The organism is Saprospiraceae bacterium (assembly GCA_016717265.1).
GTDB lineage: Bacteria > Bacteroidota > Bacteroidia > Chitinophagales > Saprospiraceae > Vicinibacter.
Map to the genome: position 1 here is coordinate 1,311,614 of JADKFX010000001.1, position 23,307 is coordinate 1,334,920.

The window sequence follows — 23,307 nt, forward strand, 5'->3', positions numbered from 1 at the left end:
TCGGGATTTTAGTTTAATTTGAATCTATATGGAAACAATTGTATTGAATGCTACGCCAAGATCAGCTTTTGGCAAATTTGCTTCAAATAGTCAGCGTAAAGAAGGTTTAGTGCCTTGTATTTTATACTCTAAAGATGAAAATATTTGTTTTAACGCTTCTCCTGCGGAATTAAGGCATTTGCTTTATACTCAAGACTTTAAGACTGCAGATATTCATTTGAATGGGCAAGTTCATCGTTGTATATTAAAAGATGTGCAGACACATCCCGTTACGGATAGTATTGTTCACCTTGATTTTTTAAAATTAGTAAAAGGAACCACAGTTAAAGTTCAGGTGCCTTTAAAATTGACTGGATCTGCTACAGGTGTAAAATCTGGTGGTAAATTAGTTCAACGAATGAGAACTGTTTTAATTAAAGCAAGCTCAGAGGATATTGTCCCAGAAGTTAAATTAGATGTAAGTAAATTAGATCTTGGACAAACCATGAGGATTAAAGATATTTTGCCAATTTCCGGCGTTGAAATTTTAAATCCAGGTAGTACCCCAGTAGTTGGTGTCGAAATCCCTAGAGCATTAAAGAGTGCTGCTGCTGAAACAGCTGCACCTGCAAAAGGTGCTGCCCCAGCAAAAGCTGCAGCGCCAGCTAAAGCAGCGGCTCCAGCTGCAAAAGCACCTGCTAAGAAATAAGCTATTATTTAAAGATTATTATATAGAAAAGCCAACCCTAATGTTGGCTTTTTTTGTTTCTGTTTTAATTTTGTTAGGCTTATTTTACTATTTTGAAACATGCTTTTATTCTAGCTGTTATTTTATCGACTATGATCTATCAAGACTATAATTTTATAATTCTGTGGGTAACTTGCGAATAACTTTATGTCAATCTGATATCATTTGGGAACAAGCAGAAGCGAATTGTTTACATCTGGATTTGTTATTTGACAATTTAAAAAAGGATGAAACAGATTTGATTATTCTTCCAGAGATGTTTTTAACAGGATTTTCAATGAATTCAAAGCTCCTGGCGGAACCCATTTTAGGACCTGGATTTCAATGGATGAAAAAGCTTGCTCAAATGAAAAATGCTGCTGTTACAGGGAGCTTGATCATTGAAGAGGATGGTAAATTTTATAATCGATTACTTTGGGTAGAACCAGAAAATGAAATGCCTGAATTTTATAATAAAAAGCATTTATTTACTTTGGCTGGAGAGCAAAACCATTATAATTCTGGAAATCAAAAGCTTATAGTATCTTATAAGGACTGGAAAATCTCCTTTTTTATTTGTTATGATCTCCGGTTTCCTGTTTGGTCCAGAAATACAGATGCTGTGGATCTAATAATCTATGTAGCAAATTTTCCGGAACGAAGAGAGCAAGCTTGGAATTGCTTGTTGCCAGCCAGAGCCATTGAAAATCAATGTTATGTAGCGGGCGTAAATCGGGTTGGATTGGATGAAAATGATATAAAATATAGGGGTGATTCTGCTGTTTATAACTTTGAAGGCTCGAAAATTCTTGATTTAGAAGACCGTGAACAATGGTTAACAAGCACTTTAGATTCTCAATCATTGAAGGCTTATAAGCGGGCTTACCCGTTTTTAAAGGATCGGGATCTGTTTGATTTCAATTAGTTTAACCTTAATTAAATAGTGAATATTTTAATTAAACCATTGTAAATCATTGGTCTAGCTCATTTTCATATTATAATATTTTATAATATGAATAATTTACCTTACTTTAGCGTTTTATGTCGGAGTATGATTTGACTAACTCTGATTTAAAAGCTGCATTCGATAAACAGCGATGAAAACTACGAACTTTAATCGATGGATTCTGTATGCCTGGATTGCAATCCTGCTGAGTGGTATTGTCCTCTCCTGTGCGCCTGAAAGGCCTTCATTACAAGCATATAGACTAAAATCTAAGGATTCTAAACTAACAGAAAATTTCCGAAATGAAATTGTAGAATTTGCCAGAAAGCAAATGGGTACAAAATATAAAAAAGCGGGCAAAGGCAATGAGGGTTTTGATTGTAGTGGTTTTGTAGGATTTGTGTTTCATGAATTTCGGATCCAAATGGGTTCTTGTGCTCTTGAACAAGCTGAACCAGGGGCAGAAATTTTAACAAAAGAAGCCAAATGCGGAGATCTTATCTTTTTCGGTACACCAAAAAGAATTTCTCATGTTGGAATCATTACACAAAATAAAAAAAACGAACTTTGGGTAATTCATAGCACTTCTTCACGCGGTGTCATAGAAGAAAATATATTAAAGTCCGATTATTGGGTTCGAAAGATTATAAAGATTGTAGACTTGAATTCATATTTAAAATCGGGAGATATTTCACAACTTTAAATCGAATTTTTATTTTGATTGAAGCAATTCATTTAGGATGTCATGATTTCAATTTATAGATTGGTTAAATTTTTATTTCTTTAATCTTTGTATTTAAATCTTACATGATTAATTAATCAATCGGTCAATAAATCCTGTTTGAATTGTTTTAAGTATATTAATTTTTTCGGGTGCTAAACAGGCCTATTTGTTGATTCGTTTTGAAATACTTGTTAATCCATAGTTAGATTTATGAATTCAGTGCGTTGATATTTACCTTAATGTATCTTTGCGCCTCAAATAATTTTATGATTCATTTGATATTATTCGGACCACCAGGAAGTGGAAAGGGAACGCAAGCTGTTAAACTTGCAGAAAAATATGATTTATACCATATTTCCACGGGTGATTTATTCCGTTTTGAAACTTCTCAGAAAACCGAATTGGGTTTAAAAGCGCTTGAATTCATGAGCCAGGGTATGCTTGTCCCGGATGAAATTACCATTGGCATGCTAAAAAAGAAAATGGAGTCCATGCCTGAGGTTAATGGATTTATTTATGATGGCTTTCCAAGAACACAGCCACAGGCAAATGCTTTGGATGATCTATTAAATGAAACTGGACAAAGCATTAGTATCTTATTATCTTTGGATGTTCCCGAGCAAGAAATTGTAAAACGAATTCTGAATCGGGGCCTGAGTTCTGGGAGAACGGATGACAATGATGAATCCATTATTAGAAAACGGATTCAAGTATATTTAAAAGAAACATCTATCGTTTTTGAACATTATGCATGTACAGGTAAATCTAAAAGCATAAATGGAATTGGGAGTATTGAAGAAATTTTCGAACGACTCTGTATGCATCTCGATCTATTATGTTAAACACTCAATATGGCAGAGCAAAATTTTGTTGATTATGTAAAAATTATGTTTCGTTCCGGCAAAGGAGGGGCTGGATCTGTCCATTTTTTTAGAAGTAAGCATAACCCAAAAGGGGGTCCCGATGGAGGGAATGGAGGGCGTGGAGCGCATGTGATTTTAAGAGGCAACGCACAATTATGGACATTGCTCCATCTTAAATATAGAAAACATATTTATGCAACCGATGGTGAAAATGGTAGAGAAAATAATTCTACTGGTGCTGATGGGCAAGATATGATCGTAGAAGTACCATTAGGAACAATCGCTATTGATGCTGAAACAGGTGTTAAAGAATTAGAAATCACACAAGATGGGGAAGAAAAAGTACTGATGTCTGGTGGCCGGGGTGGTATGGGAAATACTTTTTTTAAATCTCCTACCCAACAAACACCAGATTTTGCACAACCCGGTGAACCTGGCCAGGAAGCTTGGAAAATTCTTGAATTAAAGATTCTTGCAGATGTTGGTTTAGTTGGATTTCCAAATGCTGGTAAATCAACTTTATTATCCGTTTTAACGGCGGCTAAACCTAAAATAGCAGATTACGCCTTTACTACTATCGTACCTAATTTAGGAATTGTTTCATATCGTGGAGACCGCTCCTTTGTAATGGCAGATATTCCAGGGATCATTGAAAATGCACATCTGGGGAAAGGACTCGGAGTGCGATTTATCCGGCATATAGAACGCAATAGTGTGCTGTTATTTATGATTCCTTGTGATAGTCAGAATATTCGTCAAGATTATCAGATATTATTAAATGAACTCGAACAATTTAATCCGGAACTCCTTGACAAACCTCGTGTTCTCGCAATTACGAAAATGGATATTGTGGATCCTGAATGGAAAGAGTTAATTCATAAAGACCTTCCAGAAGGTATACCCTTTGTATTTATTTCATCTATTACACAACTTGGCCTTGATGAATTAAAAGATTTATTGTGGAAAAACTTACAAACTCCTATGAATTATTAGGGTCTTATTTTTTAGGTATTTCAGATTCAACCTTATTCAAAGCTTCTTGTGTTTTTTGCCAAAATTCAAAAAATATTGGTTTGCATTTATCTATTGCCCATTTGGATTTAGCAGGTACAGCTTCTAAGTAATAATAAGACACTGACTTTTCTTTAGTTTCTCTTCCAATTAGATTTAATTGATTAAAAAACCAAATTACAGAACTGTATATGACAAGCGCAATGATCGCAGAAGTTATACCTCCGGCAAGTTGGTTAATAAAATTAATATGCGCCGTTTCTAAAATTTTTTCAAAGCCTCTTCCAATAAGCCGGATGCCAATCATGATTAATAAAAAAGTCAAAACAAAACCTATCATAATGGTCAACCTTGGATCCACAACTAGAATTTTTTCAACCAGGTTGATCATTAGAAATGAGAATTTTAAAGTAACCAGAATTGCCAAAAGAATACTGACGATTCCGAATACAGATTTAATGATCCCTTTCGTATACCCTAAATAGAAACTACCACCCAAAATAATTGCACATAGAATATCGATGAACATGGCTTGATTTTTGATTATTAGAAAGCACTGCAAGATGCTAAAAAGTTTCAAAGATCTAATCAAAAAGTTTAAAATCTTAATAAATACATCATGAAACAGTTTTCCTAAATAGTATTAGATTTGTATTATAAAATGTATTGCTTTAACCCACTTTTCTTGGTTTTTTTATTTTATACCTATACCGGTATAGCGCAACCCGCGTTTAGTAACAAGAATTTTCAAGGGGAGGTGTTGCCAAAAGTCTTTTTGATAGGTGAATATGAAAAACCATTTGAAGAAATGTCTTCAAATTATAGCACCCTGCTATTGAATAATTATCAGGATGATTTGGATAAAGCGTTTAATGGTTGGACTTCTGTATTGGTTGGAATGGAAGATTATGCGAATACGATTTCATTTGATCTAAGAGGATTAAAGCTTTGGGTGAATATTTTTTTTAATGTGGACGGCTCCATTCAACATTTAGTATATTATCCAAAACCAAATTCTAAAAATATGGATTTTGAATTACTGACAAATTTTTTTATTAGTTTTTGCAATACCTATCGATTTAAAGATCCTATTTCAAAGAAATGTTCACATATTGGAAGTGCATCTTTTCCAACATTTTCAAAAAGAAATTGAATTTGAATTCTTTCTATTTTAAGATTCTTTTTATTCTAACACTATTTTGTGTTTTTACTTCCTGTACAAAACAAGAAGCTATTCAATTTCAAAGCTATTCTGTTCTTACCAAAGATGAATTGACCGGCATTTATTTTGCAAGTCCGGATATTGCGTATGCAGTTGGTGGAAATACCTGGCTTCGTGGGATTATTTGTAAAACTACAGACGGTGGTCAAAATTGGAAAATCGATTCTGTATTCGATAAAGAATTATTCTGCATAAGTGGACGTGAATCTGGTTTAGTCATCGGGATGGGAATCGAGTTAATGTTTCATGCAATCACCCCAACTACCATCACTACACATAAACTAAAGCATGCCGGAAGTTTCAAATTTGTTAGAGGTGTATCGGTTTTTAATGCCGATTTAATGCTGGCAGTAAATGGTAATGGAACCGGAAGTATTGAAAAGTTTTCTATACATTCTGATACCACCAGGACTATTTTGGAACTGGATCACGAATTAAATGCCATCCAATTTATTGACAGTTTACATTGGATTGCAGTTGGTTATGGTATCGTTTTGCGATCTGTAGATGCTGGAGAACATTGGGATACTTTAGATATTAGGGGCGATCAGTTTTTGGATATTTCTAAGACTGATCAGGGAAATTTATTTTTTTTAGGTGCCGGAGGAAGTGTATATAGATCCAATGATAAAGGCGCTACATTTGAAAACATTAAATCTGGAGGCATTATTAGTAACAATCCCCCTATGCGTGCCATTTGTTTTATAAATGATACGAAAGGGATTATTGCAGGCGAAAATAGTTCAGCATACATTACCCGGGATGGCGGTTCAGAATGGATCCAATTAGAAGGTCTTCCGGATTTTGATATTAAAGATATTTTTTACGATGGCGATTTATTTTGGTTATGTGGATCAATGGGTACAATAATTTCACTAAAAATATAATGGCTTTTACCTACACCTTGATATTTGAAAATTATCCTTAGTCACTCATAAACGAACATCTTAGTATTGCAGAATTTAATTTTATTAAAATTAAGAAGTCTTGTTATTAATCTATTCCTGGCTCCTGGTTTTAAGCTACAAAAAAAAATAGCCCTCCTTTCGGAGAGCTATTTTATAGAAAGATTTTTGGGCTATATTAATATTTACATTGTTAGACGATTAATACTCTTTCCGATATAAGTTCCTTGTTTCTGGCCAGCCTCTAAACTAAAGCGATAATGAATTCCTCCATATAAGCTAGACATATTGATTTCGTCTGCCATTTGTTGGAATGTTTTATAAGATCTAGGAGATCCATTGATGTCTTTTCTAAATTCATGGGTACGATCTGTAAATGCATAATTGAATCCAAATAAGTCACTAAAAATTTCAGCACTTGTCATTGCAACAGAAGATGGACTTGCTGAATATTCTGGAGTAGCTTGTGAATTAATTAAAGATATGAAATCACCATCAATGTTTTCTTTAATATAGGTTTCGGGTCTTTGCATATTGTATTTATATTTTACTCTCCAAGCAGTTACAGTTGCATCATGAATTCCAATGCCTAATTTCACAAATGCTTTTGCAGTAAAGGCAAGATCTTTATTTTCTTTAGTTAAAATACTAATCATAATGGCCATCATGTGTCCTGATGTTGAGATAGAACGATCTTGATCATCATTCCAATACTTCACCATATTTTCAGTCAATTCATCTAAATTTTTAACCCGATTTCTTACATCTAAAGCATATGCATAGAAAACAGAATTAGTAGAGGTAGAATAACTTGGTGGTGTACCCATTTCTAAATCATTTGATGAACTTAAAAAAGTACGTACTTCACCCCAATAAGGAAGTAAAGGCTTTTTAATCTGGCTGGAAGTAGGTGACCATAATCCTTGTCCTTTAGGAGCAGAATATGAAGTTGGATAATTATTAAGATATGCTTCATCTTGACCATCTGTCATAGAATAGTCGTGAATAGCTTTTCCCATCATTTCACCAAACTGGCTAGATTTTTTGAAAATAGCTGGACTTATAATTGTTGAGAATGCATTTACATTTTCCTTATATAAATCCTGAATTTTTTTAACACCTGCAGGTGGTGCGTTTCTGTAATACCTTGTTAAAAGGTAATTCATACTCTCATTCACAGCAACTGACCAGTTGACTTCACCACCTTCATAAATAATTGGAAGGCTGTTTACAGGAAGGCCGTTTAATTTACCTTGCAAGCTAGCTTGTTGATCAATTCCTAAAACAACAGTTTCATAAATTGCTAAACCGAGATAAGCATATACACGGGATGCAATTGGAGAGGTGTATCCAGGCGTTTCAGAAGTTAATTGTAAACTGAGATTCATCCAGTCTGTGGCAATTTTACCACTTTCTAAATTCGTTTTACTCAATTCACTAATGACAATTGTTCTGTCGTCCTTAGTACAGGCAGCTAAAAATAATAGAGCTACCATTAAGCAGAAGTTTACTGGGGATGCTTTAAATTGTACTAAATGCCTCATGATAAATAGATTTAATAGTTTTCTAAATGAATAACTAAGAATCTGACTTAATCTAAAATTATCTTAAGTCCAGATAATATGATTGAGGCAATAGATCAGACCTGATCTAAAGTTAACAAAGGGGAGAATACGACACGAAGTTAAGAAGTCCTTTCAATAGTTACCAAATTTATTTTCACTTTTCAGTAAAATTCAGGGTTTACCCTGATAAATTATGTACTGTTAAGTAATTAATATTTTAATAAAATAATTTGTAAATAATTGATAATCAATTTAATAGACTATTGATTTGTATATATACATTTTTTATGTTGGACTAAGTCGTTTTCAAAATTCATTCTCCAGCTCTATAATTTATTTGTAATGTTGTTGATTATGAGGCTAATAGATGTAAATAAGGGTGGAATTTATCGAGGATCGGGATCCTAAATTAATTTTTGATATAATTTAGCCAATTCAAATAGTAAACTAAGTTTCAGAATTTCAAAGTGTTGTATTTAACTTTATAATTCTACCAATAAATTAAATTTGCAATACGTCGTTGGAGGGTTTGTATTTGCTGTAATTTCAATATCTACTATTTGAGGACCGATTTTATCCTTGCTATTATAGATGATTTTAATCGGACTTCTGGTGCCCGGTTTTATTGGGAGTCTTGACCAATCTAAGCTAGTGCATTCACAGGCAGACATCAATTCAATTACCAAATCACCAGGTCCAGGATTTGTAAAATAAATTTCTTTCTTTAATAAGCTACCTTGTTTTAGGCTTCCAAAATGGTAATTTGTAGAATCAAAAACAAGTTTTGCAATTTTACCAATCGTATCCGGAGATTCTATTTTCTGACTGTTTATTGAATTTGCTTTGCCAGCATCTTGTGTCTTTTTTTGAGCTATGGAACATGCTACACATACACCAAGTAAAATCAAAAGAACTGGTAAAACGCAAATTTTAATTTTCATAAACCAATTTATTTATATAAAAGGTAACTACCTATATTAAAATTGAAAATCAGCCTTTTAGTTCAAGTATATTGAATAGACTTCATACATTTCTTAAAATTGAACAGCCCTAATCGATTAAAACCAGGGCTGTCTGAAATTGTGAACGAGATATAATTTAATTATTTCTTAGGAGCTTTTGATTTCTTGTTTAAAACTTCTTTTTTAACTTCAATAGTGGTTGGTCCGGAAAGTATTTTAAATTCGGATCTTCTATTAAAACGGTGTTCTTCTTCAGTACAATCTTCACCATTTGTACAATTATTTAAAATTTTATCCTCACCATATCCTTTCGCCACAATTCTGGCAGCAGTCACGCCTTTTCCAACTAACCATTTCTTTGCTGAATTTGCACGTCTTTGAGACAATTTTTCATTATAGTTATCATCGCCTCTGGAGTCTGTATGCGAACTTAACTCAATAACCATATCAGAATATTTATCCATAAGTCCTTTTAATACCATCAAATCTTTTTCGGCATCTAATAAAATTTTATCATCATCAAAATCATAGTAGATATTATTCAATCGGATAGGTTCATTAATAGTTATAATTTCAACATCTGATTCTGGAGGCATCACTCTCAGAATGACTTCTTTTTTCATGGATTGATCCGATGTAATGCCTACTGTATTGACTTGAAAATCGGCTGGAAAATAGCCTTCCTTGCTGACTACAATTTTATAGGATCGATCTTTGTCCAATAAATGGCTTATTTCATTTCCTTCTGAATTCGTTTTAGATTGAATTGAACCTTCTTTACCAGCCATCACCTCAATTAACTGAGCGGTTGCAGCTTTAATTGGTTTTTTCTTTTCGTCTAAAACAATTGTCGTTAAATCAATTACTAATTTTCGTTTATCGACAAAGTAAATATCATCACAACAGGTTTTGCTTTTTAAGGATTTAGATTGTTCATCCGGCCGATTAGAGATTAAATATGCGCGATCACCACCTGGACTTAATTTATAAAATAAATCATCTGTACTACTATTTAACGGTAATCCTAAGTTTTCAGGGATTGACCAATCACTTCCATTCCACTTACTTTTAAAAATATCAAAACCTCCTATTCCAGGCCAATAATCTGAACTAAAATACAAGGTTCCCTCAAGCATATATGGGGTCAATTCATCTCCGACTGTATTTATAGATCCAATATTTACAGGAGAGGCATATTCTCCTTCAGAAACTTTATTAGCATAATAGATATCATATCCTCCTTTTCCTCCAGGAATGTTGGCACAAAAGATGAGTACTTTAGTCCCAAATAATTCTCCTTCTACAGGATGTCGGGCCATATATTCACCATTGATCCCTTTAACTTCGAGTGCAGGACTCCAATCGGTTGCTGTTCTGGAAGAGATATAAATTTTACTTTCTTCCATATGACCTCCCGTGGAAATGGTTCTGGTAAAAAACATGGTATTCCCATCTTTTGAAAAACTTACATTCGCTGTATGATATCCATTTCTATTAATTAACTCCGGAAGTTCAGCTGCTTTTGACCAGCCTTTTCCTTCAGAATAGCTACTATTATAGATCTTTGAAAAATCACTTGCATCGTCTTTAGATTCTTTATTTTCTTTTTCTTCTTTAGCTGTTTTACCTTGAAGCGAACTAAAATATAAAACACCTGCTGGATCGGATGCCGGGCTATTTTGTGATTCGGGTGTATTAATAGAATTTCCTGCATTTTTTACAACCAATGCAACATTTTCTTTCATTGTGGCACGCAATTCAATTCCTTTTAATTCGTTTGTTGCTAATTTTTTTAAATCATCATCAATCCCGGTTTCAATATATTTTTTAAACTCTTCAGAAGCTTCTGTATAAGAACCATTCATCTTAAGTGCCTTGCCAAACCAATAACGAGATTCATTATATTTATTTGCCTTATCCCGCGCTAATACCCGATTGTACCAATTTGCTGATTTTGCATAATCTCTTAATAACAAATGTGCATAGGCTATTTTAACTGCAATATCTTTTTCTTTTGCATCTTTATATGCTTTTTCATATTGCTCAAGAGCTCTATAATATTGTCCTTTTTCAACTTGTTCATCGCCAGATTTTAGGAGCGCATCTTTTGTATTTCCATTTGCAGGTTGCGCAAACGTTGTTGCAGAAAATAAGATAGAAACTGCGAATAGGTATATGAATTTATATTTCATGGATAACAATTTGAAATCATTCATTTATTTAGAATCAAAAATTAAAATCGTGGACAGAATATTTTTGGTTTTGGATTTGGTTTCTTTGTTACTGCACCAATATAGCTTACACCTAATTCTATTGCACCATAACCCGATGGATCCTGCGCTTTAGTCAGTCCAGACACCGTTTGATCGTATCCGATTTGTGCTTTTATTTTTCCATAGTCCATCCCGACCATAACTTGCAAAGCATCTCCAAAACGATAGCCTAAACCAGCATTTAAACGAATTTTCTTTTCTACATTAAATAAATAGCTAAGCATGCATTGGGTAACAGTTTCATTTGCTTTTTCCAAATTTCGCAGCCAAACCATAGGAATTAAGTCTGTTTTTTCATTCAAATGATATTGTAAAGAACCATGTGCACTCCATAACATTTTTAATTTATAGGCTGCACCGCTGCCAAGAATTCCAATGGTAGGTAGGGTAATATGTCCGGAGGATAGCCCAACTTTTAAAACATGTTTTGAAGATGTAATTGGAGCTGTATATGCTAATCCACCTGCGATATCCTGATAATTTGCTTTCGCTTGTTGTAATTTCATTTCATCTGCGCCAGAAGCACCGGTACTTATTTTTTGAAAAGTATTGGCTTTCTCAGGATTTTTAACATTTAAACTCACACTTCCAAATTGAGCTCCAATAGATAAATCGCCTTTACCAAGTGCCAAATGATATGCACCTGAAGCAAGAAATCCGCCTTTTCCTAAATTGATTTCGCCAGAACGGTCCTGAAAAAAACTAATCGACAAAGAAGTCCAGTCTTTTGGCCTGAATGCAAAGCCAAAATTTACATCAATGGCTAAAAACGGAGTTCTATAGTCCGATCCAAAGCCACTTATAGAAGCTGCCTGATCTCGATAAACACCGCCAATCCGATAGGTCCCTAGAAAACCACCTGTATTGGCAGGATTCACATGAATAGGCGTGAATTCATATTGAGTAAAGTGTAAATCCTGAGCTAATAGTTGATTAAAACTACCCAAGATTATAAAAATCCATAACTTTTGTAAGGTTTGTTTCATGTTGAGAAACTTTAAAGGCGAAATATACTGATTATTGTCGGATGCATTCATATCAGGGTTCAAAGATTAGAATTTTTAACGTTTTGCTAATCCAATTTCTGATTATTTTGAAATTCTTGGAAGCGATTCCATTCTTCCTGAGTGTCAATATCTTCAAGCTCTTCTAACATTTTAAAGCGTTTACCAAGCTGATTTAATGTTAAAAGGGTCTCTTTCAATAAATTTGAGCTACTCCAAGTTTTATTTTCAAATAGGGAAGGGAGCCATTCTCTTAAACCTAATAAATAATATCCCCCATCTTTTGCAGGACCGATCACACAATCTTGAGATTCAAGTAGCTGATATGCTGAAAAGAAAGTTTCCATTCTTAAATAAGGGCAATCACTACCAATAATTAAGGCTTTTTGGTGTTCCTTTAATATCGATTGCATTGCCTTAGACATGCGTTCCCCTAAATTGTTCCCTTCCTGCAATCTTTTGTTATATTCTAAAGAATTCCAAGTGTCGTTTAAATCTATAAAATCACTGTAGTAAAGGTATTTTTTTTCCAACGAAGCCAGAAGCTAGCGTTTGTGTAATTTTAAGTAATTCAATGTAAACGTTTAACGCTTCGGCATCGCCAATGGATTTAGCCAGCCGGGTTTTTACTTGTGATCGGATTGGATTTTTAATAAAGATTATTAAGGCTGAATCCGTATTCAAGGGTGTATTAATTAGTCGCGAATGGTAAGTTTGAACGAAATTTAGTTTTGAATTTATCGCAATCGATCCATAGATTTAACTAAGGCTTCATCTCTTCGAATGGCACGGGTTGCTAACCAAATTAATACGATCCCTGCCATGCTTAAAAATAAGCCTGTATCTGGCACAAATTCATTTAATTTATTACTTTTTGATAATAATAGAAAGGGACTGCCAACACATAAAATCAAATGAAGTAAACTGGAACCAGCAGATAATAATATTTGAAATGTGCGTTCCTTATACAAAAAAATTGAAATGAACACCAAAATGCCGGTTACACCAGAACCAATTAAAATAGACATACTCTCATTTGCATAGAGTTTAAGATCACTAAAAACACCTGCTGAAGCTGAAGTTGTTTTTACAACACTCAAGGAAGGTGCCCAAAGTCCTAAAAAACAAAATGCTGATAAAGTTAACCAAATGGTTTGTATGCGTTGAATCATAAAAATCAATTAAAGCCGAAAAATAGAGAGAATATTTAACTGTCTGAAATAAACATTGAATTTATGGCATTCTTATTCATTTTTTAACATCAAAAATATGCATTTGAGATAGTCGATTTAATAAAATTGAAAGTTTTATTTTCAATTGGAGTCTTCATTTTATAATGAATCGCTTTTTAAAATAGCACAATAAATTTCTTAATTCCTTATGAGTCAGGTGGTTTAACAGAATTTCTGCGTTTTTCGAGCTAATTTTGCATTAAATTAGGATATACTTATCATGTCACATCTAAGCTATTGGGAAAAAAGTATTTATTTTAATGATGTAGATATTGTAATCATAGGTGCTGGTATAGTTGGCCTTTGTACAGGAATTTCCCTTTTAGAAAAAGATCCAACGCTCAGAGTACTCATCCTTGAGCGAAATTATCTTCCTCTAGGCGCAAGTACAAAAAATGCTGGATTTGCTTGTTTTGGTAGTCCTTCAGAATTATTGGAGGATTTGGAGCACCATAATGAAGAAAAAGTATTTTCACTGTTTAAAAGACGTTTTGATGGAATCCAGAAATTAATTCAGTATACACATTCATTTCCAATTGAATTTGAGCACATTGGAGGATACGAATTACTGCATGCTAATCGGTCAAAATTTCTTTATGAGGAACAGGATTTAAATTATTTAAACAAACATATTCAAGAATATACCGGTTTAAAAAATTTCTTTTATTTTGAGGATGAAAAATTAGCCTCTTTTCAACTGTTTGGTTTTAAAAATTTAGTTGCAAATAAATATGAAGCAAGTCTTCATCCTGTAAAAATGATCTCGGCTTTGCAATCAATTTACCAATCGAAAGGCGGTAAAATTTTATTTGGAGCTGAATTAAAATCTTGGCATGAAGAAGAAAAATATGTAAAATTAGAGTTATCAGATTTTACGAAATTTCAAACCCGGAAAATAATTTTTTGTGTAAATGGCTTTGCGAAAAAATATTTTCCAGACATTGAAGTAAAGGCAGCTAGAAATATGGTTTTATTAATACAAACACAATCAAAAATTAAACTGAAAGGCTGTTTTCATATGGATCGTGGATATATTTACTTTCGCAATGTAGAAGATTATTTATTGATTGGCGGGGCAAGAAATGTGGATCTAGAGAATGAATACACAGAACAATTTGGATTTAACGAAACAATTCAAAGCTATTTAATGTCTTTTGTAAAAGAATGTATTTTGCCAAAGCAGGAAATTGAAATAAAAGAGCAATGGTCGGGAATTCTCGGATTGGGACACGAGAAAAAACCAATCATAAAAATGGTTTCAGATCATACTGCGGTTGCAGTTCGTATGGGCGGTATGGGAATCGCAATAGGCAGTTTAGTAGGAGAAGAAGCTGCTGACATTTTATATCAAAATTTACAGCTTTTACGTTGATTACACGATGTTTCAAAAAATGAGAAGGAAACTGCTATTTTTGTGCATACTATGCATCAGTCTTTCCAAGCTGTATAGTCAACAAGATACTGGGTCGACTAAAATTCAAGTGATCCATGCTGATATTTTTCGATTTGAACGGATTGGCGGAAAGGAATTTCAGTATTTATCCAAAGATGTTTTAGTAAGGCATAAAAACACCTATCTCTTATGCGATTCCGCAATGATAGATGGGAATAAAATGATTGCTATCGGACATGTGAGAATTGTGGAAGGTGATAGTTTACAAATTTATGGAGATAGTTTGAAATATGATGGGGATAAATTAACTGCAGATTTTATTAATAATATTGTTTTAAAACATAAGGATCAGGAATTATTTACAAATCAATTGCAGTATGATCTTAAAAATCGGATTGCAAGTTATTTTCAAAAAGGTGTTTTGTTTTCTGAAAATACAAAATTGCAAAGTAATCGAGGTTACTATTATGCACAAACTGGAAATGCCTATTTTAAAGATAGTGTTATCGTTTTAATGCCAGACAGTATGACTTTATTGTCAGATTCCTTAGTGTATGAGACTAAAAGTAAATTTGTCAGATTTACAGGACCCACCTTAATTGAACAAGATAGTTTGAATATTTATACAGAAAAAGGATATTATGATGTTGGCTTGCAAAGATCTTATTTTGGAAATAACCCACGTTACAAAAAAGGTACACAAATAGCAGATGCAAGAGATATTTATCACGATGCTAAAAATAAAATTATCACTTTAGTGCATGATGCCTATATCCGGGATCATAAGCAGGAGGCTAAAGCAGATAGTATTATTTTTAATGAAGCAACGAATGATGTGAAGCTTTATAAGCGGGCAAGTTATAAAGAGGGTGATCGCTTTTTAACAGGAGATAAAATAGAATATAACCGGAAAACAAAATCATTGAAAGTATCTGGAAGATCCAGTGTAACAGAAGCTGGGCGAACCATTGAAGCGCAACAATTAACCTATGATGGTGTGAAAGATCAGGGGATTGCAATTGGTGAAGTAATTGTGCAGGATACTTCCAGTGGATATTCAATAGTTTGTGATACCTTTTTGTACAATAAAACAAGTTCTAAATATCGGGCAATAGGTGGACGTAAAAGAGCCTATATCGTAAGCGCATTTGATAGTGACTCCCTCTATTTATCTGCTGATAGTTTGCTTTCAGAAAAAGTATTTGAAATTGCAGATACATTTCAGGTTTTATTTGCTTGGGGAGATGTGAAAATTTGGAGTAAACGAATGCAGGGACTCTGCGATTCCTTATTTTTTTCTGGAAAGGATTCCACCTTTTATTTATTTGAAAATCCTGTGATGTGGTCTGACACTTCTCAATTTTCAGGAGATACTATTTGGATTGTAATGGCAAATAAAGTATTGAAAGATATTTTCTTGAAACAAAAGGCATTTGTTATAAACCATGATAAAAGTAGTCTTGAAAATCAACTAAAAGGACGGGAAATTCAAACGCATTTTTTGGAAAAGAAACTCCATTCTATGGATGTACAAGGAAATGCTGAATCTGTTTACTTTATATTGGATGATGAAAAAGGCTATATAGGGACAAATTTTATTCAATGTAGTAGTATGCATTTGATTTTTAATGAGCAAGAAAAAATAGAGACTATTGATTTTTTTACAAAGCCAAAAGGAACGATGATGCCGCTTCAAGATGGTAAAAAGAAATTTCTGGAAGGTTATTTGCCACGAGATCCGGAAAAACCATTTTCATTAGAAGATATCATAACAAGACATTCAAAATGAAGCCAATTATTATATCTTGTTTTTGTTTACTATTTATTTTGGATTTGTGTAGCCAACCAAAAAAGGCTTTAGAATTTTACAAAGATTCAAATTTTGAAGCTGCTTTAAATGAATGGAATATTTTATTGCATGCTGGTGCAAAAGGGGAAGATTTGTATTATAATATAGCAACTAGTTATTTGCAACTTGAGAATTATCCGAAAGCTATTTTATTTTATAATAAAGCATTGAAATGGAATCCTCATTGTAAATCCTGTCATCAAAATCTTAGGATCGCAAGGAACAAAGCGGGTGTTGATAATTTTGAAATTCCTGAATTTTTCTTAAAGCGTTTCTGGCATTCTATTTTATTTCTAATTCAACCATTTTATTGGTTTATTGGTTTTTGTGTATTTCTAAGTATAGGAATCGCTTGTAATTTATTTTTCAACTATTTACCAGAATTTTTAAAGAAAAGAAATTCTATTTATTTAGTATATTTCATTGGATTCGTGTTTTTTATTTTTGCCTGGGAAGGAGATGCAACCCGAAATGAATCGAAGCAGCTTATTATCATGCAAGTATCTAAATTATATTCCTCTCCAGATCAGAATAGTGAATCTAAACTTGATTTACCTGCGGGTCAATCAGCGCGATTTGTGGATCAAATAAAAGATTGGATTAAAATAGAGACACCAGAATTAGATCTGGGTTGGGTAGAGAAGTCATCGGTGGAGTTTATTTCATTATAGTCATACTGAAAAATAGTTAAACCCAGATCATGCATTAGACTTTCTATTACGAACCAAAATATCTTCAAATACGGGCACTTACTCATATTTTTTTCCTCACCATAGTGTTGACTATGATTGCGGAAAAAATACTCCGTGAGCACCCATCTTTATTGATCTTTTTGTTCTCATGACGAAACCTAATGCATGATCTGGGTTAAATGAAATTTAGTTATGCACCTTGTTTGCGTTTTCTTCGTTCCTCAAAGAAACTTTTAAGTAACTGACTACTTTCTGTTCTCATTAAACCAAATTCAACTTTTGTGCGAGGATGTAACAATTCATTACCAAACCGCAGGTATCCCATTTTTTCATCTTCAGCAGCATATACTAATCTTGATAATTGAGCCCAACGCAATGCAGCAGCGCACATTGGGCAAGGTTCTAAGGTTACATATAAGGTACAGTTTTTTAAGTATTTACTATTTAAGTTTTGGGAGCCTGCGGTAATAGCAAGAATTTCAGCATGTGCCGTTACATCAAGCAAAAGTTCGGTTTGATTGTGTGCTTTCGCTAATATTTGATTCCCATGTACTAGAATAGCGCCAATAGGGATTTCGCCGGCCAGAGATGCTTTGTTGGCTTCCTCGAAGGCCTTCTTCATAAAATAGGCATCATTATAAACTTCAATCACGGGTAGCTTATTTTGAAAATAGTTGAGCAAAGTTAAGATATTGTATTAGGATCCTATTGAATTTTGATATCCATTTAGGGCCTATAGTCGGGTATTTTAACCGGATTATACAAATTCCCATACTGATGAAAAGGATTCTATCGGAGTTCTAAATTTAATTTTTGTAATAATTATTGGGAACGCTTGATTACCCTATTTTAATGCAATTCATGATATTTTTTATTGAAATTGATAAACTCATATCAAAGGACAAGCGGGATGCATTGCCGGATGCACATTTAGTATTTCTAATGAGCCTGTTAATTTGGCATGTTTCTTAAAAAATAGGATGCATTGGATTATCATTTTTTGGAATTTTTAAACAATGTTATATCTTTGCACATGGAACTACATTTCTTCTCATCGCAATTTCCTGCACAGGAAGCCCTTACTTTTGATGATGTACTTTTAGTGCTGGCATACTCTGAGGTTTTGCCTAGAGATACCGACATCAGCACCCAATTAACCACAGACATACGAATCAATGTGCCCATCATATCTGCCGCGATGGATACGGTTACGGAGAAGGATTTAGCAATTTCGATGGCACGTTCTGGTGGAATTGGTTTTATTCATAAGAATATGAGTATTGAACATCAGGCGAATCAGGTGCGCAGTGTCAAACGTTCAGAAAGTGGCATGATCATCGATCCCGTGACGCTGGATGCAAAATCCAAAGTCAAAGATGCCTTGCAATTAATGTCACACCATCGCATTGGTGGAATTCCTATAATTGATAATGCAAAAAAGTTAGTTGGAATATTAACGAATCGGGATCTCCGTTTTGAAGCACATCCAAACAGACCTATTGAGGAGATTATGACCAAGCAAAAGTTGATTACAGCTCCTGTTGGCACTACGCTCGAACAAGCAAAATCGATATTGCAGAAATATAAAATTGAGAAATTACCCGTAGTAAAAAAAGATGGAACGCTGATCGGACTTATAACCTATAAAGACATTATGAAACTGGAAAACTTTCCTAACTCATGTAAAGATAATTTAGGTCGGTTAGTAGTTGGGGCTGCTGTTGGCATTGCTAGTGATACGATGGATCGGGTGGAAGCACTTATGCATGTTGATGTTGATGTTATTTGTGTGGATACTGCCCACGGACATTCAGCAGGCGTTTTAAATATGATAAAACAATTGCGTAAAAAGTATAAACAGCTTCAAATTATAGGAGGAAATGTTGCAACTGGAGAAGCTGCCTTAGCATTGGTGGCGCATGGTGTGAATGCAGTTAAAGTGGGGGTAGGACCCGGGAGTATTTGTACAACCCGTGTTGTTGCAGGGGTTGGAGTACCGCAATTGACAGCGATTGCTTTGTCTGCAAGTGCTTTGGAGAAAAAAGGTATTCCAGTCATTGGAGATGGCGGTATTCGTTATACCGGTGATATTCCAAAAGCTATTGCCGCTGGTGCCAGTTCGGTTATGGGTGGTTCTTTGTTTGCAGGTACAGAGGAAGCCCCTGGTGAGACCATTATTTTTGAAGGTCGGAAGTTTAAAGTTTACCGTGGAATGGGTTCTATTGGAGCGATGCAACAAGGTAGTAAGGACCGATATTTTCAAGATGTAGAAGACGATATTAAGAAATTGGTACCAGAAGGTATTGAGGGAAGAGTACCATATAAAGGATTAGTTTCCGAAGTTATGGTTCAATATATTGGAGGCTTACGGGCAAGTATGGGATATGTTGGCGCAGCTACCATTAAACAAATGCAAAAAGCAAAATTGGTACGGATCACCAATAGTGGAATCACTGAATCCCATCCTCATAATATTACAATTACAAAAGAATCACCAAATTATACCAGAAGGTAAAACAAACATAGTATTTTATTTGAGAATTAATTTGCATTGAATATTTTTTGAGTTTCAATGAATTTTTGTTTTGTGAATTGAAATTAAAGAATTGCTTTCGATGGAATTATATTTTGGTTTGAAATCAATTCAACCTTGTTTTTATTTGGCTTGCTTTTTTTTTATGAACACGCTGACTATCAAAATTTTTTAAAATGAGAAGTTTTTCCTTGTATTTTAATGCCTTTGGTGGATATGAAATACCGAAATATTGATGCTGCTAAAATGGATCAATAGGATAGATAAATTCTCCATTTTAAATTCGAGTATATTTTTTAAATTTTATTTCCAATGCTAAGAATACTTAATTGGCTAATAGAGTTGAAAGCCTTTTATTCTAGTTTGGATTCTTTACCCAATCGTTCGCATTGGAATTTAAAAATCTTAGGCTTGCGATTGTGTAGTATTGATTAAATACATTCAGTTTGAAAACCAATAGGATATTTTTTAAGTTCATTTGCTTTAGTTCTTTGAATAACTTATATTTGTAACAACAATATTCGCAATTATTGCGCATAGCAAATTGTTATGCACAAGGTTTGACAAAGCCACAAATGAGCAAAATAGCAATCAATGAAAACATCTTTTTGGATATTACTTTGTTTCTTCAGCTTGAGTAAATCAATGCTTGGACAAAATCATATTGAAATTGAGGGCAAAATACTTGATAAGGAGACAAAAGAACCTATTCCATTCGCAAATATTTACAACAAGAGTTCAAAAAAAGGGACAATAAGTAATGCAGACGGTTATTTTAGAATTTTAATTAATGAAGTAACTGACACAATTACTATCTCCTTCATTGGGTACAAGGAGCAAATTATTAAAATTAAAGCAGACAAAAAGAACTATCTTATTTATCTAGAGGTAAACATTCTTTTATTAAACGAGGTAACAGTAACACCAAAAGATAACTCGTATTTGTTTGAACTAGTACAAGCAAGCAAGAAATCCATTTCAAGTATTGAAAGAAAATCTAAAGCGTACTACGAGTTAAAAAGTTATGTAGATGTCAGCCAAATTGAACTTGTAGAAGGATATTACAACATTGATGTGAAAGGCTATAGTCTGATGAACTTACATTTGAAGGCAGGAAGAATAGCATTAAGCACTAATAGAAACAGCTTTTTTGTTTCTTTAGAAAGTTCAAGAGCATTACTTATGTTAAACTTATTTGATCGAAATGATTATTTCCCTATAAATCCAATGGAATTATCTAAATCGAAATTAAGAAAAAACTACTACTTGGATTTGGAAAGCAAGTATCTTGATGGAACTAATGACTCAATATATATCATTGATTACAAACCCAAAGATACAACTGGATTATTTTTTTATGGAAAGATATGGATTAATAAAACTAAGAATCATCTCATAAAAATCACATTGAACTGTGCTAATACTCTGAAACATCCATTCCTGCCTCTAAATCTAATGGACAAAATCTCCAATGTCAGTTTTAATATAACTCAATCTTTCAGTACATCAAACGGCCAAGTAGTATTTAATCACACCGACTTTATTTACAAAACTGATTATGTAAGCAGAATTGGAATAACGGAAGAGCAAAAATATACTGTTCTGACTAAGGCTGTTTTATATGCATACGATTATGAGAACTCCTTCAATCTGCCTTTTTTTAATTTTAAAGATTTCAACATTGGCGACTATCAAAAAATAAATGCAATGCCTTACAATGATTTTTTTTGGACATATAATGATGAGTACCGTCTGAACGATAGTATCAATACCAATGAGCTTTTTTTTATCGACAGTTCCTCTCTAACTAATAAAACACTTTTCAAATCCAATACTTTTTTCAAATACGGTCTTTTTGAGCACCCTTATATTAGCTGGTCAAGAAACAGGATAAAATTCCGTGAAATTTTGTCAGACACTTCTGTGGCTTATTCGGCAACGGGATTTAAGTCAGAGCAGTACAAACTTGCCGTTAAAATTTATTTAGACATTAATTCTTACAGGGATTCAACTCATATTATTACTTCCACTATAATCGACCCTTATGAAAGTTACTATCATCTTCCAATGAATAATCAAACTCTTTGCTTCATAAACATTTACTTTGACCTATGCGAAATTGCAAGACGAGAATTGGAAGAAAAATTAAAAGCCCAAACAAATAATGTTTATCGACTAAAAGAAATCTATAACAACTTTTTGACCCAGTTTGAAACTAAAAGAAATGAATATCTAAAAGCTGTTGAACACGGCACGATTGAAAAAGAAATGATAAAATACAACAACATTGTTTATGAAATATTGCGAATTGACAATATTGAATTATTTCAACCATACAAAAATGAAAAATAACCTTGTGCATAACCTGGGCTTGGTGCAAGTGGCGGTAAAGTGCTTCGCAGGACAGATTTTCGTAAATTTGAACTTTAGTACTTCGCATGAAAGTGGATGCTGAAAATCGCCAACTTCTTTTAGCTGCAATCCGTTACCTCGGATTAAATGGAAAAAACAATGTTTCACCAAAGTGAAACATTGTTTATCTTTGCCTAATGAAGAATAAGAAGTTCAGAAATGTCATTTATTATAAGGACTATTTCAAAGATTTCTTTTCAAAGCAACCATTAGAAGTCAAAAGAAAATCATTTGGACACTTGAACTTATTGAAGATCATGCACTGATTCCAGAAACTTACTTTAAACATATAACTGGATCAAATGGGCTTTATGAAATAAGAATAAGTTTTGGCTCTAATATTTATAGAATATTTTGTTTTTTGGATAAATGGAAGTTGGTAATATTGATGAATTCCTTTCAAAAGAAGACGCAAAAAACTCCTATTGAACAAATAGAACACGCATTAAAAATAAAACAAGAATATGAGCAAGAAAATAAATAACATTGGCACTTTAGATGACCTAAAAGTAGAATTCTTTGGAAAACCAGGTACAAAAAAGCGCGAAGAATTAGAAGAAGGATATATTAATTTCAAAATCGGTAATATGCTTCAGGAAGCTAGACTTAAAAAAGGTTTGACTCAACAAGAACTTGCAGATAGAGTAGGCACAACAAAATCATACATTTCGAAACTTGAGAACAGTGTGAAAGAAGCCAGATTTTCGACACTTGAAAAGATTATAAGATATGGTTTTGGAGGAGAATTGGAACTGAAAATAAAAATGAAATAAAACCCAAGATAACAACGCACTGGACGGAGAGACTCCCTAACAGTTGTCCATCGTCAGTGGATTCCATCAGCGGTCAAGGTAGGACGACGCCGTGCAATCATCAAAATCTGTACTGACCGTGGACAACAAAATGCCAACGCTTCTCAAAATTCAAAGAGCTGCAAGCCGATATGCATGCCAGTTCCATTTCTGCACATTTAATTTTACCCAACCGCACCTCAGCTTCGCGGACCGTTTTATAG

General features: G+C 33.6%; 21 protein-coding genes and 1 pseudogene. 14 read left to right on the forward strand and 8 right to left on the reverse strand.

The features are described 5' to 3' along the window. The first annotated feature begins 28 nt into the window (after positions 1 to 28). The 5 genes from IPO86_05135 to obgE all read left to right on the forward strand — a co-directional run bounded on the left by IPO86_05135 (position 29) and on the right by obgE (position 4,232). Complete coding sequence (locus IPO86_05135; GenBank protein MBK9727486.1) at positions 29 to 688, forward strand: 50S ribosomal protein L25; 660 nt, start codon at positions 29 to 31, stop codon at positions 686 to 688. A 172-nt stretch (positions 689 to 860) separates the two neighbouring features. Further along, positions 861 to 1,631 (forward strand): nitrilase family protein, encoded by a 771-nt coding sequence (locus IPO86_05140; GenBank protein MBK9727487.1) that lies wholly within the window; start codon positions 861 to 863, stop codon positions 1,629 to 1,631. Positions 1,632 to 1,803: 172 nt separating this feature from the next. Beyond that, positions 1,804 to 2,355, forward strand: a complete 552-nt coding sequence (locus IPO86_05145; protein MBK9727488.1) for a C40 family peptidase — start codon at positions 1,804 to 1,806, stop codon at positions 2,353 to 2,355. Positions 2,356 to 2,642: 287 nt separating this feature from the next. Then, positions 2,643 to 3,218, forward strand: a complete 576-nt coding sequence (locus tag IPO86_05150; GenBank protein ID MBK9727489.1) for an adenylate kinase — start codon at positions 2,643 to 2,645, stop codon at positions 3,216 to 3,218. A gap of 9 nt (positions 3,219 to 3,227) precedes the next feature. After that, on the forward strand, positions 3,228 to 4,232 hold the full coding sequence (gene obgE, locus IPO86_05155) for a GTPase ObgE (protein ID MBK9727490.1): 1,005 nt from the start codon (positions 3,228 to 3,230) through the stop codon (positions 4,230 to 4,232). A gap of 4 nt (positions 4,233 to 4,236) precedes the next feature. Here obgE and IPO86_05160 read toward each other — a convergent pair whose 3' ends face one another. Further along, positions 4,237 to 4,779 carry a CvpA family protein gene (locus IPO86_05160; GenBank protein MBK9727491.1) on the reverse strand — a complete coding sequence of 181 codons (543 nt, stop codon included), beginning with the start codon at positions 4,777 to 4,779 and terminating at the stop codon, positions 4,237 to 4,239. Between the two features lie 156 nt (positions 4,780 to 4,935). Here IPO86_05160 and IPO86_05165 point away from each other — a divergent pair, with 156 nt between their 5' ends. Then, a complete protein-coding gene (locus IPO86_05165) occupies positions 4,936 to 5,403 on the forward strand; it encodes a hypothetical protein (protein ID MBK9727492.1) in 468 nt (155 codons plus the stop codon). 2 nt (positions 5,404 to 5,405) lie between these two features. Then, positions 5,406 to 6,359 (forward strand): hypothetical protein, encoded by a 954-nt coding sequence (locus IPO86_05170; GenBank protein MBK9727493.1) that lies wholly within the window; start codon positions 5,406 to 5,408, stop codon positions 6,357 to 6,359. A 203-nt stretch (positions 6,360 to 6,562) separates the two neighbouring features. Here IPO86_05170 and IPO86_05175 read toward each other — a convergent pair whose 3' ends face one another. From IPO86_05175 to IPO86_05200, 6 genes are all read right to left on the reverse strand, one after another. Continuing rightward, the gene (locus IPO86_05175; protein MBK9727494.1) at positions 6,563 to 7,921 is read right to left on the reverse strand and encodes a vanadium-dependent haloperoxidase; all 1,359 of its coding nucleotides are present in this window, start codon (positions 7,919 to 7,921) and stop codon (positions 6,563 to 6,565) included. Positions 7,922 to 8,424: 503 nt separating this feature from the next. Beyond that, positions 8,425 to 8,883, reverse strand: coding sequence for a DUF1573 domain-containing protein (locus IPO86_05180; protein MBK9727495.1), 459 nt, complete (start codon positions 8,881 to 8,883; stop codon positions 8,425 to 8,427). 161 nt (positions 8,884 to 9,044) lie between these two features. Next, entirely contained in the window at positions 9,045 to 11,096 is a 2,052-nt protein-coding gene (locus tag IPO86_05185) for an OmpA family protein (GenBank protein MBK9727496.1), read from the reverse strand. 41 nt (positions 11,097 to 11,137) lie between these two features. Then, positions 11,138 to 12,163, reverse strand: a complete 1,026-nt coding sequence (locus tag IPO86_05190; GenBank protein MBK9727497.1) for a PorP/SprF family type IX secretion system membrane protein — start codon at positions 12,161 to 12,163, stop codon at positions 11,138 to 11,140. 86 nt (positions 12,164 to 12,249) lie between these two features. Then, complete coding sequence (locus IPO86_05195) at positions 12,250 to 12,714, reverse strand: TIGR04282 family arsenosugar biosynthesis glycosyltransferase (GenBank protein MBK9727498.1); 465 nt, start codon at positions 12,712 to 12,714, stop codon at positions 12,250 to 12,252. Between the two features lie 204 nt (positions 12,715 to 12,918). After that, the gene (locus tag IPO86_05200; protein ID MBK9727499.1) at positions 12,919 to 13,353 is read right to left on the reverse strand and encodes a DUF4293 domain-containing protein; all 435 of its coding nucleotides are present in this window, start codon (positions 13,351 to 13,353) and stop codon (positions 12,919 to 12,921) included. Between the two features lie 280 nt (positions 13,354 to 13,633). Here IPO86_05200 and IPO86_05205 point away from each other — a divergent pair, with 280 nt between their 5' ends. Genes IPO86_05205 through IPO86_05215 form a run of 3 tightly spaced genes read left to right on the forward strand, consistent with a single transcriptional unit; the run spans position 13,634 to position 17,326 of the window. Further along, the gene (locus IPO86_05205; GenBank protein MBK9727500.1) at positions 13,634 to 14,785 is read left to right on the forward strand and encodes an FAD-binding oxidoreductase; all 1,152 of its coding nucleotides are present in this window, start codon (positions 13,634 to 13,636) and stop codon (positions 14,783 to 14,785) included. 19 nt (positions 14,786 to 14,804) lie between these two features. Then, a complete protein-coding gene (locus IPO86_05210) occupies positions 14,805 to 16,595 on the forward strand; it encodes a hypothetical protein (protein ID MBK9727501.1) in 1,791 nt (596 codons plus the stop codon). After that, entirely contained in the window at positions 16,592 to 17,326 is a 735-nt protein-coding gene (locus tag IPO86_05215) for a tetratricopeptide repeat protein (protein ID MBK9727502.1), read from the forward strand. Before IPO86_05210 ends, IPO86_05215 begins: the two co-directional genes overlap by 4 nt. A gap of 211 nt (positions 17,327 to 17,537) precedes the next feature. Here the strand turns inward: IPO86_05215 and IPO86_05220 are convergent, their stop codons facing one another. Beyond that, the gene (locus IPO86_05220; GenBank protein MBK9727503.1) at positions 17,538 to 17,999 is read right to left on the reverse strand and encodes a nucleoside deaminase; all 462 of its coding nucleotides are present in this window, start codon (positions 17,997 to 17,999) and stop codon (positions 17,538 to 17,540) included. A gap of 381 nt (positions 18,000 to 18,380) precedes the next feature. On the opposite strand from IPO86_05220, the gene guaB reads away from it, so the two are divergent. The 4 genes and pseudogenes from guaB to IPO86_05240 all read left to right on the forward strand — a co-directional run bounded on the left by guaB (position 18,381) and on the right by IPO86_05240 (position 23,065). Next, positions 18,381 to 19,862 (forward strand): IMP dehydrogenase, encoded by a 1,482-nt coding sequence (guaB, locus tag IPO86_05225; protein ID MBK9727504.1) that lies wholly within the window; start codon positions 18,381 to 18,383, stop codon positions 19,860 to 19,862. Positions 19,863 to 20,474: 612 nt separating this feature from the next. After that, the gene (locus tag IPO86_05230) at positions 20,475 to 22,232 is read left to right on the forward strand and encodes a carboxypeptidase-like regulatory domain-containing protein (protein MBK9727505.1); all 1,758 of its coding nucleotides are present in this window, start codon (positions 20,475 to 20,477) and stop codon (positions 22,230 to 22,232) included. Positions 22,233 to 22,429: 197 nt separating this feature from the next. Beyond that, positions 22,430 to 22,776, forward strand: a pseudogene (locus IPO86_05235) (type II toxin-antitoxin system RelE/ParE family toxin). Beyond that, positions 22,757 to 23,065, forward strand: a complete 309-nt coding sequence (locus IPO86_05240) for a helix-turn-helix transcriptional regulator (GenBank protein MBK9727506.1) — start codon at positions 22,757 to 22,759, stop codon at positions 23,063 to 23,065. Before IPO86_05235 ends, IPO86_05240 begins: the two are co-directional and overlap by 20 nt. Positions 23,066 to 23,307 lie beyond the last annotated feature (242 nt).

Bases quoted from the DNA above. Each gene is read 5' to 3' on its own strand.
- IPO86_05135 (MBK9727486.1), top strand. From the start codon at position 29: ATGGAAACAATTGTATTGAATGCTACGCCAAGATCAGCTTTTGGCAAA.
- IPO86_05145 (MBK9727488.1), top strand. From the start codon at position 1,804: ATGAAAACTACGAACTTTAATCGATGGATTCTGTATGCCTGGATTGCA.
- IPO86_05150 (MBK9727489.1), top strand. From the start codon at position 2,643: ATGATTCATTTGATATTATTCGGACCACCAGGAAGTGGAAAGGGAACG.
- obgE (MBK9727490.1), top strand. From the start codon at position 3,228: ATGGCAGAGCAAAATTTTGTTGATTATGTAAAAATTATGTTTCGTTCC.
- IPO86_05160 (MBK9727491.1), bottom strand. From the start codon at position 4,779: ATGTTCATCGATATTCTATGTGCAATTATTTTGGGTGGTAGTTTCTAT.
- IPO86_05175 (MBK9727494.1), bottom strand. From the start codon at position 7,921: ATGAGGCATTTAGTACAATTTAAAGCATCCCCAGTAAACTTCTGCTTA.
- IPO86_05180 (MBK9727495.1), bottom strand. From the start codon at position 8,883: ATGAAAATTAAAATTTGCGTTTTACCAGTTCTTTTGATTTTACTTGGT.
- IPO86_05185 (MBK9727496.1), bottom strand. From the start codon at position 11,096: ATGAAATATAAATTCATATACCTATTCGCAGTTTCTATCTTATTTTCT.
- IPO86_05190 (MBK9727497.1), bottom strand. From the start codon at position 12,163: ATGAAACAAACCTTACAAAAGTTATGGATTTTTATAATCTTGGGTAGT.
- IPO86_05200 (MBK9727499.1), bottom strand. From the start codon at position 13,353: ATGATTCAACGCATACAAACCATTTGGTTAACTTTATCAGCATTTTGT.
- IPO86_05205 (MBK9727500.1), top strand. From the start codon at position 13,634: ATGTCACATCTAAGCTATTGGGAAAAAAGTATTTATTTTAATGATGTA.
- IPO86_05210 (MBK9727501.1), top strand. From the start codon at position 14,805: ATGAGAAGGAAACTGCTATTTTTGTGCATACTATGCATCAGTCTTTCC.
- IPO86_05215 (MBK9727502.1), top strand. From the start codon at position 16,592: ATGAAGCCAATTATTATATCTTGTTTTTGTTTACTATTTATTTTGGAT.
- guaB (MBK9727504.1), top strand. From the start codon at position 18,381: ATGGAACTACATTTCTTCTCATCGCAATTTCCTGCACAGGAAGCCCTT.
- IPO86_05230 (MBK9727505.1), top strand. From the start codon at position 20,475: ATGAAAACATCTTTTTGGATATTACTTTGTTTCTTCAGCTTGAGTAAA.
- IPO86_05240 (MBK9727506.1), top strand. From the start codon at position 22,757: ATGAGCAAGAAAATAAATAACATTGGCACTTTAGATGACCTAAAAGTA.